Source organism: Rhizobium sp. BR 250 (genome assembly GCF_047445855.1).
Classification (GTDB): Bacteria; Pseudomonadota; Alphaproteobacteria; order Rhizobiales; family Rhizobiaceae; genus Agrobacterium; species Agrobacterium tumefaciens_I.
Map to the genome: position 1 here is coordinate 1 of NZ_JARWKW010000022.1, position 13407 is coordinate 13407.

General features: G+C 59.2%; 12 protein-coding genes and 1 pseudogene. 11 read left to right on the forward strand and 2 right to left on the reverse strand.

Features of this window, described 5'->3' with window-relative positions; translation table 11 throughout:
• On the forward strand, window positions 1–659 hold a 659-nt coding region (locus QD336_RS23470), incomplete at its 5' end, for a hypothetical protein (protein WP_499172352.1).
• Window positions 660–669: 10 nt separating this feature from the next.
• On the opposite strand, the pseudogene QD336_RS23475 reads toward QD336_RS23470, so the two are convergent.
• Window positions 670–791: pseudogene (locus QD336_RS23475) on the reverse strand (DUF4172 domain-containing protein); the annotation flags it as partial.
• 278 nt (window positions 792–1069) lie between these two features.
• Between QD336_RS23475 and QD336_RS23480 the strand changes: the two are divergent.
• From QD336_RS23480 to QD336_RS23525, 10 genes are all read left to right on the forward strand, one after another.
• Window positions 1070–2116, forward strand: a complete 1047-nt coding sequence (locus tag QD336_RS23480) for a LacI family DNA-binding transcriptional regulator (RefSeq protein ID WP_499172353.1) — start codon at window positions 1070–1072, stop codon at window positions 2114–2116.
• A 1-nt stretch (window position 2117) separates the two neighbouring features.
• Window positions 2118–3728 (forward strand): FAD-dependent oxidoreductase, encoded by a 1611-nt coding sequence (locus QD336_RS23485; RefSeq protein WP_499172355.1) that lies wholly within the window; start codon window positions 2118–2120, stop codon window positions 3726–3728.
• Between the two features lie 29 nt (window positions 3729–3757).
• A complete protein-coding gene (locus QD336_RS23490; protein WP_499172356.1) occupies window positions 3758–5017 on the forward strand; it encodes an ABC transporter substrate-binding protein in 1260 nt (419 codons plus the stop codon).
• A 55-nt stretch (window positions 5018–5072) separates the two neighbouring features.
• Window positions 5073–5999: a carbohydrate ABC transporter permease gene (locus QD336_RS23495; RefSeq protein ID WP_499172357.1), complete on the forward strand. Its 927-nt coding sequence runs from the start codon at window positions 5073–5075 to the stop codon at window positions 5997–5999.
• On the forward strand, window positions 5989–6831 hold the full coding sequence (locus tag QD336_RS23500) for a carbohydrate ABC transporter permease (RefSeq protein ID WP_080813145.1): 843 nt from the start codon (window positions 5989–5991) through the stop codon (window positions 6829–6831). Before QD336_RS23495 ends, QD336_RS23500 begins: the two co-directional genes overlap by 11 nt.
• 15 nt (window positions 6832–6846) lie before the next feature.
• Complete coding sequence (locus QD336_RS23505) at window positions 6847–7890, forward strand: ABC transporter ATP-binding protein (protein ID WP_499172358.1); 1044 nt, start codon at window positions 6847–6849, stop codon at window positions 7888–7890.
• Between the two features lie 198 nt (window positions 7891–8088).
• A complete protein-coding gene (locus tag QD336_RS23510; protein WP_499172359.1) occupies window positions 8089–8631 on the forward strand; it encodes a hypothetical protein in 543 nt (180 codons plus the stop codon).
• Entirely contained in the window at window positions 8628–9416 is a 789-nt protein-coding gene (locus QD336_RS23515; protein WP_499172360.1) for a hypothetical protein, read from the forward strand. Before QD336_RS23510 ends, QD336_RS23515 begins: the two co-directional genes overlap by 4 nt.
• A 128-nt stretch (window positions 9417–9544) precedes the next feature.
• Window positions 9545–9895 carry a hypothetical protein gene (locus tag QD336_RS23520; protein ID WP_499172361.1) on the forward strand — a complete coding sequence of 117 codons (351 nt, stop codon included), beginning with the start codon at window positions 9545–9547 and terminating at the stop codon, window positions 9893–9895.
• A gap of 94 nt (window positions 9896–9989) precedes the next feature.
• Window positions 9990–11492, forward strand: coding sequence for a SecDF P1 head subdomain-containing protein (locus tag QD336_RS23525; RefSeq protein WP_499172362.1), 1503 nt, complete (start codon window positions 9990–9992; stop codon window positions 11490–11492).
• Between the two features lie 112 nt (window positions 11493–11604).
• Here the strand turns inward: QD336_RS23525 and QD336_RS23530 are convergent, their stop codons facing one another.
• Window positions 11605–13308, reverse strand: a complete 1704-nt coding sequence (locus tag QD336_RS23530) for a M48 family metalloprotease (protein WP_499172363.1) — start codon at window positions 13306–13308, stop codon at window positions 11605–11607.
• Between the last annotated feature and the right edge of the window lie 99 nt (window positions 13309–13407).

Consider the following 13407-nt stretch of genomic DNA (forward strand, 5'->3'; position numbering starts at 1 on the left):
TGCGCACGAACAACCGAAGCGGCATCTCCGGCGTCAGGCGTGTCGAGACCGCCGACGGCGATGCCTGGCAGGCAACGCTGATGACCCGTGAGGGGCAGAAAAGAGAAAACTTCTCCATCGCCAAACTGGGCGAGGAAGCGGCAAAATCGATGGCAATCACACAACGCCGCAAATGGCTGAAGGCGCTGCCCGTGACCCATCTCGCCTATGCCCATCACGCTGCAGAAGTGGCGCGTATGCAGTTTGGAGACGAGCTTGCACCTGTAGACGATGTCATGCCGGAAGCGCATTATAGCGATGCGGACATTGAGGCACGTATCAGAGCCATCAACGATCGCTTTGACGCGGAGCGGCCGAAGCGCCTGCGCGTTCGGGTCAAAAGCTACTCAACAGACAGGATATCCATTGCGGTTTCCGACGCGGGTAGCCCCGCGCATAAAAAACTCAGGCATCTCAACAGGCGAGGCAAGACCCGGGTCGACATCATCGACACGATCAAGGAGAGCGTACGGGAGAGCGTGACGGCAATTCATGACGAGAACACCGCGTTCTGGTTCAGCTCCGAACACGCAAACAAACTACTCGACCTACAGACCTTCAATGTTGATGAAGGCTTTAACGTGCTCGTTTTTGTGCCGACGGAGTGGCGGGACAGATGACGAACGGGAGCGATGTGGCAGTGATCGAAATGTAGTTTTCCACGCTGAGCCCACCCTTGAAGCCTGCGACACCCTCTCGAAATATGCGTTCGACATCTCCTTGCGCTCGTTAAACCGCCCACGAAATCGATCCATTCGAGCGTTGTCTATTGGGCTTCCAGGGGAGGTCTTGACCGCCTCATCGCTCAATAATTCAATTCGGAGCTGACTGCTGTCATCATCGCTGAAATGCCGAACGGCGTCTGAACGTCGTGAATCATGCCGCCAGCGAACTGCCTGCTGCGACATGCTCCGTGCCGGAACCTGACACATCATCGTGGAGCGACTCACTCTTGACATCCTCTCGTAAACTCTGTTTATACGCATAAGCAGCTAATACGAATTAGCAAACGACGAGAGACGAGGCTTCGATGGTTAGGCGGCTGACGCAACGGGACATTGCGATCTTCGCAGGGGTCAGTCAGGCAACGGTTTCGCTCGTGCTCAACGAGGCAAAATCCGCTGAAGGCCGTATCCCGCCTGAAACAAGAGAGCGTGTGCTGAAGGCCATTCGGGACACCGGTTATGTGGCGGACCCCATTGCGCGCAGCATGGTCAAGGGTGCCAACCGGATCCTGGGCGTTTTCACCTATCAGCCGGCTTTTCCGATCGCGCAGGCCGATTTCTACACGCCTTTTCTGATGGGGATCGAGGAGGAAGCGGAGAGGTTGGGCTACGACCTTCTGCTGATGACGGCTGCGGCGCGCGACGATAACGGCCGCAAGCGCATCTTCGGGGAAACGGGTCGGCTTCGACTAGCCGACGGATGCCTCATTCTGGGCAGCCAGTTCGATCGCGATGAGCTGGCCCAGCTGGTTGCCGGTGACTATCCTTACGTCGCAGTCGGCCGTCGTGACGATGCTGGCGGGCCGGTGCGCTATGTTGGCGCGGATTACGTCACCGCCACGCATGCTCTTGTCCGAGAAGCACTTGCCGCCGGCCATCGGCGTTTCGCCTTCATCGGCGCGACGGGTCCGGCGGAATCCATCAGCGACCGCTGGCGTGGGTTTCTGGCTGCCATCGAAGGTGCGGCCGAGCTGGTCTATTCCCATGAAAGCGAAAATGGCGATCCGGCCGAGCAACTGGCCGCCGTTCGCGCCAGCGGAGCGAGCGCGGTTTTTTTTGCCGAGGTGGCCGAAGCGGTGGTCTTCGATAATCATGCCCGTGCGCAGGGGGTGAGCGTTCCCGGCGATCTTTCCATCGTGGTGCTGGGCAGCGGCACACGCACGCATACGCTCCGCTTGCAACGCGTCTTTACCTCCTATGCCATCCCCCGAGAAGAGATGGGCAGGCAGGCGACCTCCATGCTGGTCGAAACCCTCACCAGCCCCCCCGGCCCCGTACGGCAGATACTGCTGGGCTGCGACATCGTGGCGGGCGAGACGCTTGGCTCCCCAACTCAAGGAAAGAGAACCTGACGTGAGAGAATACAATGCAGATATTCTTGTGGTTGGCGGCGGACTTGGCGGCGTGGCGGCGGCGCTTGGAGCCCTGCGCAACGGCCGCAGCGTTATCCTGACCGAAGCATTCGAATGGATTGGCGGCCAGCTGACCAGCCAGGCCGTGCCGCCCGATGAGCACAGCTGGGTCGAACAGTTCGGGATCACGGCCAGCTATCGCGCCCTGCGCACGGGCGTGCGGCAATATTACCGCGACCACTATCCGCTGACGGACGCCGCCCGGGCGGATCTGACGCTCAACCCCGGCGACGGCAATGTATCTCGCCTGTGCCATGAACCACGGGTTTCGCTGGCGGTGATGGAGGCAATGTTGGCCCCTTACGCGGCGGGCGGCAAGCTGACCATCCTCAAGCCCTATGAGCCGATCGCAGCGGAGACCGACGGCGACACCGTGCGGGCCGTGACGCTGCGCCATTACAATACAGGCGATCTCATTTCCTGCTCGGCCCGCTACATTATCGACGCCACCGAATTGGGCGATCTGCTGCCGCTGACCGCAACCGACTATGTCACGGGTTTCGAAGCCCAATCCGAAACCGGCGAGCCGAGCGCGCCGGCGGAGGCCCAACCGCACAATCAGCAGGCCGTCTCGATCTGCTTCGCCGTCGATCAGGTTGACGGCAATCATGTCATCGACAAACCCGCCCGTTACGACCACTGGCGTCAGGTTGCCCCCGAATTCTGGGGCGGCCCGCTATTGAGCTGGGACTCGCCCAATCCGCGGACACTGGAGCGCAGCCGCCGCTTTTTCGATCCCAATCCGGTCGACAATGCAACACGCGACGTTGCCGACCAGCGCCACAGCGCCGGCGATATGAGTCTCTGGATATTCCGCCGCATTGCAGCCCGCCATACATTTCGGCCCGGCGCCTATGCCAGCGATATCTGCCTCGTGAACTGGCCGATGATCGATTATTTCGAGGCGCCGATCATCGACGTTACCCCCGAACAATATGCCGAGCGGCTGGCCGATGCGGCAAGCCTCTCCTATTCCATGTTCTACTGGATGCAGACCGAGGCGCCTCGCCCGGATGGTGGTCAGGGTTTTCCGGGTCTGCGCCTGCGCGGCGATATTACCGGCACGGAGCATGGCCTGGCCATGGCGCCCTATATCCGTGAAAGCCGTCGTATTCGCGCCCTGACCACGGTGGTCGAACAGGATCTGTCGCTTGCCGTACGCGGCGATCGCGGCGCGGTGCATTACCGCGACAGCATCGGTATCGGCATGTACCGTATCGATCTGCACCCCTCGACGGGCGGCGATAACTATATCGATGTCGGCGCCTGCCCTTTCGAAATTCCGCTGGGTGCCCTTATTCCCCGCCACAAAACGAACCTGCTGGCGGCATCCAAGAATATCGGCACGACGCATATCACCAATGGTTGTTACAGGCTGCATCCGGTCGAATGGAACATCGGCGAAGTGGCCGGCATGCTGGCCGCCTATTGCCTCGACAGGGGCGAGACCCCGCATGGCGTGCATGCCGATGAAAAGCGGCTGGCGGAGTTTCACACCCACATCGAACGCCAAGGGGTGGAGCGCCATTGGCCTGATATTCGCGGCTACTAGCCAAAACGTATAATCTGGGAGGATTATTCATGCGCAGGAGTATAGTCAAAATTGCAGTGGCCGGTTTTCTGGTCACATCCGGGCTGGTTTCGCCGGCTTTGTCGCAGGAATTGCGGATGGCCATCTGGAGCGCCAACGAAGTCCATCTGGCCCTCTTCAACGAGATCGCCGATGAGTTCGAGGCCAGCCATCCCGGCGTCAAGATCAACTACGATTCGCTTGCCTACGAAGGTTATGCCACCACCCTGACCACCCAGATTGCCGGCGGCAATCCCCCCGATCTGGCCTGGCTGTTCGACACGACCGCGCCCGACTTCATGGCGGCCGGGGCGCTTTATCCCCTCACCGAAACCTTTGCCAATACCGAAGGTTACGACATGGGCGACTTCCCCCCGGCAACACTCACCGCCTGGTCGTATGAAGGGGTACAATATCTCTATCCCTTCTCGACATCGCCCTTCGGCGTTTTCGTCAACAACGACATGATCCGGGCGGCAGGTGCCAAGACACCCGCCGAGATGATCGCTGCCGGCGAATGGAACTGGGACAATGCCATTGCGACGGCTGCGAAAGTCGCGGCCACCGGCAAACAGGGATTGATCATTCGTGATTTCGAATACAAGGCCTGGGAGAACCTTGCCGAAGTCTATACCGGCTGGAATGCCTATCCCTGGTCGAAAGACACAAAGTCCTGCGCTTTTGCCAGCCCGGAGATGGTTGATGCCATGCGCTTCATTCACGACGCGATCTTCGTGAAAAAAGCCATGCCGGGCCCCGGTGTTTCTGCCGATTTCTTTGCCGGGGATGCGGCGATGACGACCACCCAGATCAGCCGCGCAGCGCTTCTGCCGAAAGGCGACAAGGCCTTCGACTGGGATCTCGTGCCGTTGCCTAAAGGACCTGCAGGTGACTATGCCGTAACAGGTCGGGCAGGCATTGGCGTCATGGCCAGCGGCAAAAACCCGAAGCTCGCGGCGGAATTCCTGGCGTTTTTCTCCTCCAAGCCTAATGTGGCCAAGCTCGCGCGGTTTTTCCCGCCGGCACGGCAGAGCTTGCTCACCGCCGATGTCCTCGCGGCCGCCAACCCATTGCTGTCGCGTGAGCAGATAGAGGCCGTGGTCATTCGCGGCGTCGCCACGGGCCAGTCGACGCAACAGGTTCTCAATTTTGCCCGGCTGCAACAGACTGTTCGCGCCGGCCTTGACGGTCTCTGGCGCCCCGATGCCGATGTCGCGGCTGTCCTGCAAGCGCTTTGCGGCCGTCTCGATCCGTTGCTGGCGGCCAATTGACGCTTGGCAGTCATCCGATTTTCAGTGGATGCGAAAAGCAGAAGGAAGAAAAGCCATGACGCTTGCCCTCCAGACAGCGCAGACACAGGCCCGGCGCGGCTTCTGGACCATGGCGCGCCGTGACGCCGCCACCGGTTATCTGTTCATAGCGCCGCAACTCATCGGTATCGTTGTCTTCGTGCTCGTGCCGCTGGTGCTGGTCTTCTGGTATTCACTGCATGAGTGGAACGTGCTGGCGGGGTCGTTCCGGTTCACCGGCGTCGCCAATTACCAGAAGCTGCTCGGCGACCCGGCCATAGGCGAAGTGCTGGGCGTGACCGCCGTGTTCTCGGCCGGGCTTGCGCTCCTCAATATGAGCCTGGCGCTGGGGCTTGCGTTGCTGTTGAACCAGAAACTGGCCTTCATGACCGTGTTCCGCACGCTGTTCTTTTCGCCTGTGGTGGTGTCGCTGGTCGCCTGGACAATCGTCTGGAGCTTTTTGCTGCAGAACAATGGCGGCATCAACGGCCTCCTGCAAATGATCGGCGTCGAAGGTCCCAACTGGCTGCGCCACCCAACGACCGCGATGATCTCGGTTATCGTCGTGCAGGCACTCAAGAATCTCGGTCTCAACATGATCCTGTTTCTGGCCGCACTACAGGGCGTGCCGCGGGAACTGTTCGAAGCCGCGCGCGTCGACGGCGTGCCACGTTTCAAGCAATTTTATCGCATCACCCTGCCGATGATCAGCCCGACGATCCTGCTCGCCTCCATCGTCACCATCGTCGGGGCGCTGCAGGTCTTTGCGCAGATCATGATCCTCACGCAGGGCGGGCCGGGCTTTTCCACGACGGTTCTCGTTTATTACCTCTATCAGCAGGCCTTCCAGTTCTACCTCTTCGGTTACGGCTCGACACTCTCCATCCTCCTGCTGGTCATTGTCGGCGCGCTCACCTTCATCCAATGGCACCTGCGCAGAAAGTTCGTATTCTATGAAAACTGAACTCAGCCCACGCGCGCAGACGCTTATCTATTTCATACTCTGCGTGCTGCTTGTCCCCTTCGTTTTTCCGACCTGGTGGATGGTCACGTCGTCGGTCAAACCCGTCAGCCAGATATTTGCCTTTCCGCCCGACATCTGGCCGCGCGCCTTCGATTTCTCGTCCTATTCCGACGTTTTCAGAATACAGCCCTTCGCGCTGCAATACTGGAACTCCGCCTATATCGCCGCAATCGTCACCATCGGCACCATGGCAGTGGCTTCGATGGCCGGATATGCCTTTGCGCGCATCAGGTTTCCCTTCGCCAACGCCATCTTCATGGTGGTGCTGGTGGGGTTGCTGATCCCATCAGAAGTGACGCTGGTTCCGCTGTTCCGGATGTTTCTCAAATGGGGCATGATCAACACGCACTGGCCGCTGATCCTGGTGCCGATTTTCGGTGCGCCGGCGGTCTTCGCCACCTTCATCATGCGCCAGTTCTTTATCTCCCTGCCCGTGGAACTGGAGGAAGCCGCCCGGGTCGATGGCCTCGGCCGGTTCAAGATATTCTGGACCATCGCCCTGCCGCTTGCCCGTCCGGCGCTGGCCGCCGTTGCGATCTTCACATTTCTCGGCAGCTGGAACCTTTATCTTGAACCCATCGTCTTTCTTTCCAGCCCCGACAAATTCACCCTACCCCAGGCGCTGACACAATTTACCGACGCCTATGGCGGGCCGATGTGGAACATCCAGCTTGCCGCTGCGACGATGACCGCCATCCCCGTCCTCATCGTCTTCATCGTTGCGCAGAAACAATTCGTCGAAGGCCTCGCCCATACCGGGCTTAAAGGCTAATCGAAAGGCAAACCCATGGCACCCGTTACCCTTAGATCCGTCAAGAAAAGCTATGGCGCACTCGCCACCATCCATGGTGTCGATATCGATATTGCCGATGGCGAATTCGTTGTGCTGGTGGGCCCTTCGGGCTGCGGCAAATCCACCCTGCTGCGGATGATCGCAGGCCTTGAAACCGTGACCAGCGGCGATATCTCGATCAGCAACTGCGTCGTCAACGAGATCGAACCGAAAGACCGCGACATCGCGATGGTCTTCCAGAACTACGCGCTTTATCCGCATATGACCGTCGCCCGAAACATGGCCTTCTCGCTTGAGCATCGCGGCGGCAGCAAGGCCGAGGTCGCTGAGCGGGTGAAATGGGCAGCGGAGATATTGGGGCTGACGCCGTTACTTGAACGGTTCCCCCGCCAGCTTTCCGGCGGTCAGCGGCAGCGTGTCGCCATGGGCCGCGCGATCGTCCGCAATCCTCAGGTCTTTCTGTTCGACGAACCGCTCAGCAATCTCGATGCCAAGCTGCGCGTCGTGATGCGTGGTGAAATCAAGGGGCTGCACCAGCGCCTCGGCGTCACCACCGTTTACGTCACGCATGACCAGGTGGAAGCCATGACCATGGCCGACAAGATCGTGGTGATGAATGCCGGGCGGGTCGAGCAATGCGGGGCGCCGCTCGAGCTTTATGACCGGCCGGCCAATCCCTTCGTCGCGGGTTTCATCGGCTCGCCGGCGATGAATTTCATCAAGGGACGACTTACCGCCGATGGCTTCGAGGCTGACGGCGTCGTCCTGCCCCTCCCGCCCGGCCACGTCTCGGGCGATGCGATCTACGGCATCCGCCCGGAACATTTCGAACTGTCCGAGCACGGCCTCACCGCCACCGTTTTATTGGTGGAGCCGATGGGGTCGGAAACGCAGGTCACGATGATGCTCGGCGATCATCAGGTTATCGGTGTCTTCCGCGAGCGTGTGCAGGCGCAACCGGGCGCGACCATACAGGTTCAGCCGGATCTGGCATCGATCCATTTGTTCGATGCCGCGACCAGTCAACGCCTCAACTAACGTTGATGAAACCGGGCGCCCCCCGCTGAAACGAAAGACGCCATCACAATTCGTCAACACGCGCCAAACAGGAAAATTTGCAACGTGCCCGTCTGAACCAAACGCCATATCGCAATTACCCGCATGACATCCGATTACGCTATATTCGGCTAAGCCATTGCGATAGCTTGTTAACGGACCTCAATTGGAAAAATCGCCGTGACCTATGTTTCCAAAACGATGCGTAGCCAGCTATCCAGCCCGCACGCCATTTATCACTCTGTCGTCAAGCTCACGCTTTTGAGTATCCTCTTGCTGGGAACGTGCGGGGTCGCCCTTTATTTTGCCTATCGCATTTTCAGCAAGGCACCGGCCGGTGCACCGCTCGACAGGCCGGTATGGCTGCTTCTCATCGCAGCAGGAGCCGGCTTCCTGTTCTTCTGCCTGCGCGCGCTGCCGAAATGGTTCACGCTTGGCGCGCCCGTTCTGGTGATTTCACAGGAAGGGCTGACGTTTCGCGGTAAACCGCTGATGCGCTGGCATGACATCATCGAAAACGAATGGGTGAGCCTTGGCGGCTTTGGTCTCACCACGGGGGCAGCGCTGCATGTCCGCACCTTGGACAGGAAGATCAAGCGCGCGGCCATCACCTTCAATTGCTCCGCGAGGGAATATATGCGCCTTTGCGAGCTTTATGAGCAGAGCAGCGGGCAACACTCAGACGATGGCCCTGCCGCTCACGGCGGTGCCCGACACCCATGACATCCATCCTCGGTGAGCGCTCCATCGGCATAAAGAGAGGCTACGATGCCTTGGACCTCGAGGGCATCGACGAGATGCGTGTCTCTCGCCGGTTTCCAGTCGGCGCTTTCTTGTGGAGCCTCGGCGGCCTTCTGGTCGCCGGCTTTTTGGCGGCGGTTGTCGTAAATGCCAAACTGAATTCACCGCGTCGCAACTTCCCGAACATGGGATACGCCTATTTTTTCGCCTTCGCGGCCCTGGCCGGCACCGTCTATTATCTGCCGACGCTCATGGCTTTCCTGTCGGCGCCGCGCCCCTTTATCATTAGCCGCGATAGCTTCCGTTACGGTCGGCGGCAACTGAGGTTCGATCAGGTTCGTGGTCTGCAGAACGATGTCGGGAGGTCCTCCACCCGCCTCTTGCTGGATGAAGGCCCCTCGATCAGGCTTCGATGGCCGATCTGGCATGACAGCGCGCTATTTGTGGATCTGCTCGAACATCGCTGCCAATCCCATCTGTTATCGGCAGCAATCGCGCAGTTGCGGGCGGGCAAACGTGTTTCGTTCGGCGCAAAGCTCGCGCTCGATCAGAAGGCCGTGCACATCAAGGGTAAGGTTCTGCCGTTGGATTCCGTCACGGATTTCCATTTTACCAGTCAATCCGATCACGGTGACGAGACATCGATGCTGAGGCTACGAACCCTCAAGAGGGAATATCTGCTGGACGAGCGGCATATTACCAACGCCAAGGTGTTTGTGGGTGCGTTCAAGCATCTGTCGGAATTGGGAAATAGCCGCTCGCCATGACACGCCATCGCAAACCGGGTTTGAAAGCGCTCCGCTCCGAAACGCCACCTCTCGGAATATTTTCACCATCCGAAATTGCATCGGATCCCTCATGGGTTCCGGATATGGCTGCTTTAGGCGAACCGGCAATGACCGCAGAAAGCTACATTGCCGCGTATCTTGCCGACGTCGATGCATGGTGGTGGTCAACGAACCTGCATCACGAGCCAAGAGATTTCGCGTTAAAACGTACCCTCGCCATTATCGCGCGCGCAAAGATGCCCGATCACGAGCGGGCTCTCGGCCAATTGGGTGTCGACCCCTTGGAGAATCTAATGTCCGATGAGCTGCTCGATCTTTTGAGAGCCTGGATGCCCTTCACGCCCGCAATGTGCTACGCGCTTGGCAGCGTGCGGATGGAATTCGAGCCGCCCGAACTGCAGCACCGCCTGAGCGCAATGATCGCGGAATCGCGACGCAGGACAGGATTCAATGATTAAAAATCACTGCTTATGGGAGCCGTGTAGCGTTGAACCTGGGATAGACAGTATGAAATCGGCATGTCACCTGTTGGAAAAGCCGTAACCGGAGGGCATGCAAATTCGCAAGAACGCAACGCGCCGCAATATCGGTCTGGTCCCTCCCCTCTTTCTCACTGCCGGGCTGATATTCCAGGCAACGATAACAGTCGGCCTCGCACAGGCGGCAGAGAGCGTGACCGTTCCGCCTTATGCGCCTGCCGTCGGGACTGAGCGTCATTATCGCGTTCAAAAGACGACCGAGACCGACATGTCGCTTTGGCTCGACAAGCCGGAAGCATCCTCCGTTGTCTTGCGTGGCAATTTCCGTCAATCGGCAACCGTGCTATCGCGGAACGACGAGGGCATGCGGGTGCAATGGAGGCTTTCCGCCGATCTCCCACCGGATGTGGCGGATGCTGCGGATTCTTATCCGATGAACGCCATGTTTCGCAATTCACTCGCCGCCTACGGCGTTCAACAATTGGAATTCGAGGCCGATCCGAGCGGTACTCCGACGGCGCTGATCGGCGCGGATCAGATCGTCGCCAATATGGAAAGACTGCTGTCCAGCTCCGCATCAGATAGCACAGCCTCTCGCATGCTCCAGACCGTCAAAAATAGCCCTCTCACGATTATCGACGTTCTTGCGCCTGAAATCATGACCCTGGGGCTTGGACAGTCTTCTGAAACTTTCACGGCCGATATCGGACAGGAGTGGACGGTTGCAGGCAATGAAGAGCTGAAAGGCATGCTCGTCCCGACAAGCACCGTGTGGAAACTCGAAGCTGCCGACAAAACGAGGCAAACGGCCACTTTCATCGCTAAGGTCACCTACGATCCGGTTACCCTGCTGCAATCGCAGCAAGCATCGATCGATGGCATCATTGCAAGTTTCGGAGACCGGGCAAAGCAACTGACTGACGCCCAGCTGGCGCAGGTCAGAAGCGCCGCGAAGTCACGGACGGTGACCTATGTCAATTCGACACGCGACGGCTCGACACTCGAAGTGCTGGAAAACACGGTCGCAAGTGTCGGTGGCATGACCGTCACCGTGGCTGTGCACATATGGCAGGAGGATCAGCCACCGGTCCTGCCCGCGCCGCATGCATGGAACGCCAACGCCCTGTCTGGCCAGCTCGTTGAACCCTTGCCCAAAAACAATGCGCAAACTTCGATCGATCTGGATCAGTACCGCCCGAAGACCGATGCCGATACGCCTCCCTCGCCCAACCAGACCGATGGCGGCAAAACCTCTATCGACGGCGCCGGAGACATTGCACCCGTTTCGCTCAAGGTCGCAAGGGCGAAAGCCTCGGTCGATCCCGCTGCCGGGCCTAGGGTGGAAATTGCGTTGACACGGGAAAGCACAAAGGCTTTCGAGAATTTCACGCATGCAGCTCTCGGGCAAAAAATCCAGCTACTGATTGATGGCGAAGTCATCTTCGAGCCGGTGGTGCGAGAGCCAATTATGGGCGGCGTAGTCCCCATCGGTGGTATTGATTCAGCGCGAGCTCTGGCCATCGAGCGACAGTTGTCGTCTTCTGGGGCCGCGATCATTGTGCGGTTGGCGCCGTGAGCACGTCGCGTTGATTGACGCCGGAACTGGGCTCAAAGCGCCGGTGCAGGAGCAATTGGAACATATTACAGGATGCTGAAATTTCCTGCCTGAATGTCCCTTTCGCCTTCTTTCAAGGCTTGTCGGTGATTTGCGTCACCACAAGGCCGGCCCGCGCGATCAAACTGTCGGGTGTGCAATGGACCGGAATTTGTTCCGATGGTCCGATAAATTTGACTTCGTGGTCAATATGTAGCCGTGGTGACAAGCGCTCGATCAACCGTTCGCATGCGGAAGCATTATAGTCCCTTTCGCCCGTCAGCCTGCCGACGAGGCGCATGAACCAACCGTCATAGGCCTCAACATACAAAAACCATCGGGTCGGCTTTTGGCTGCTCGGCGGCGTGTCGCGGCAAAGCCAGATGGCGCGCGCATGCTGATGGAGCGGCTGGAGCTTGCTCTGCAGCAATGCGAGTTCGGAAACCTCCATTCCGTGTGGAAAAAGGCCGGCTGCCGCGGGTTGCCTCACCTCCTCGCTTGCCCACAATCGGTCCGCAATGTGCCGGTGATCTTCTGCCGCTGCCTTGTCTCCCTGCCGCAGATAAAGTTCACAAAGACGGCGATGAGCCCGGACCTGGAAAGAAGAAGAGGGCTGGCCGATGCGATGCCACAGCGCAATCGCCTCATGGCTGTCGCCGTCCTGCTCCAGATCATCAGCTTTTAGCTGCAAAAGCGCCTGGTCTTCGGGAAAGTGTTGCAGTCCCTCTGTAATCGCTTCAGCGCGAAGCACCCCTGTCTGATCGAATTTCTTCGCCAGTAACGCCAGTTGCAACCAGTCCTGCTCGTCAAATAGCTGCTGCCTGCGGCGGTGTAGCAGGGTTTTAAATTCGCCATGTCGGTTCACCCGCCAGCTCTTTGCATTTCGCCAGTCCTGCGTGGCATTTTCGCGCCAGCTCTCATCGAGTTGTGTGGCCAGGGCAGGCGCCTCCTTCCCCAGCCAGCTTGCGGCAACCGACGCCTGGTCAAGTCGCCAGGGCAGGCGATCGGGAAGCGGACCGGAGGGATCGAAACCGGTCGTCTCGACACGTTCGAAAAGGGATGGATGTGTGCTGCCGGGGTCCGGCTTTTCGCAGAGGCTCTCGTGCAGCCAGACGGCCGCCTGCGCACCATCGCGCGGATGGCTTGTCGCGGGCTCGGCAAGTAGCGCCGTAAACGGCCTGGCGGAGCCAATATCCGTTTCTCCGGCACACTCGAATATACCCGGCCAGAAGCCGTCAGTCATTGCTCTCTGCCTCAGAGCCAGGGCGAGTTCCGCCTCCAGGGCAAGTTCCGAACCGCATATCTCGACAGCCTGCGCATCGGCGACCTTCTCGCAACGGCGGGAGAATTCGAGGGTCTCGCGCATCATGCGCGGCACATACCAGGACAAAAACAGCCGCAGCGGCGCGGTAATCAGCCGATGGTTGCGCTCATGCAGTTCACCCAGCCTCGCCCAGCGCTGCCGCGCCATATAGGTCCAACGGGCGAAATGGCCGTGCAACCGGGAAATATGCGCATATTCATGGATAAGGACAGCTTCAGCCTGGGCCTTCGTCAGCAAGGCCAGAAGCGGCAGACCAAGCACGAGAATATGTTTACGGGAACCGGAGCGCGATCCTTTCTGGTAAATGGACGCATTGAGCTCGGCGTTGACGTAAACCTCTGTAAAACCGGGCGCGTCGCAGGCAAGCCGCAACCGTTCGAGGTCGCGGACCAGAGCCGGAAACTTTTCGGGATCGAGCAATATTTCACCCGAGACCGGCGATGGTGGTGGCACGGCGCGGGCGCGCAGGACCATCAGCCCATAAAAGAACCACGACAGCGACGGCAGGGCGAAGATCGCCAGCAACAGCGGCGAACTCAGAAAAAAGATCAGCAGAAGTGGGGACAAAACCAG

Bases quoted from the DNA above. Each gene is read 5' to 3' on its own strand.
- QD336_RS23495 (WP_499172357.1), top strand. From the start codon at position 5,073: ATGACGCTTGCCCTCCAGACAGCGCAGACACAGGCCCGGCGCGGCTTC.
- QD336_RS23530 (WP_499172363.1), bottom strand. From the start codon at position 13,308: ATGGTCCTGCGCGCCCGCGCCGTGCCACCACCATCGCCGGTCTCGGGT.
- QD336_RS23505 (WP_499172358.1), top strand. From the start codon at position 6,847: ATGGCACCCGTTACCCTTAGATCCGTCAAGAAAAGCTATGGCGCACTC.
- QD336_RS23500 (WP_080813145.1), top strand. From the start codon at position 5,989: ATGAAAACTGAACTCAGCCCACGCGCGCAGACGCTTATCTATTTCATA.
- QD336_RS23515 (WP_499172360.1), top strand. From the start codon at position 8,628: ATGACATCCATCCTCGGTGAGCGCTCCATCGGCATAAAGAGAGGCTAC.
- QD336_RS23520 (WP_499172361.1), top strand. From the start codon at position 9,545: ATGACCGCAGAAAGCTACATTGCCGCGTATCTTGCCGACGTCGATGCA.
- QD336_RS23480 (WP_499172353.1), top strand. From the start codon at position 1,070: ATGGTTAGGCGGCTGACGCAACGGGACATTGCGATCTTCGCAGGGGTC.
- QD336_RS23490 (WP_499172356.1), top strand. From the start codon at position 3,758: ATGCGCAGGAGTATAGTCAAAATTGCAGTGGCCGGTTTTCTGGTCACA.
- QD336_RS23525 (WP_499172362.1), top strand. From the start codon at position 9,990: ATGCAAATTCGCAAGAACGCAACGCGCCGCAATATCGGTCTGGTCCCT.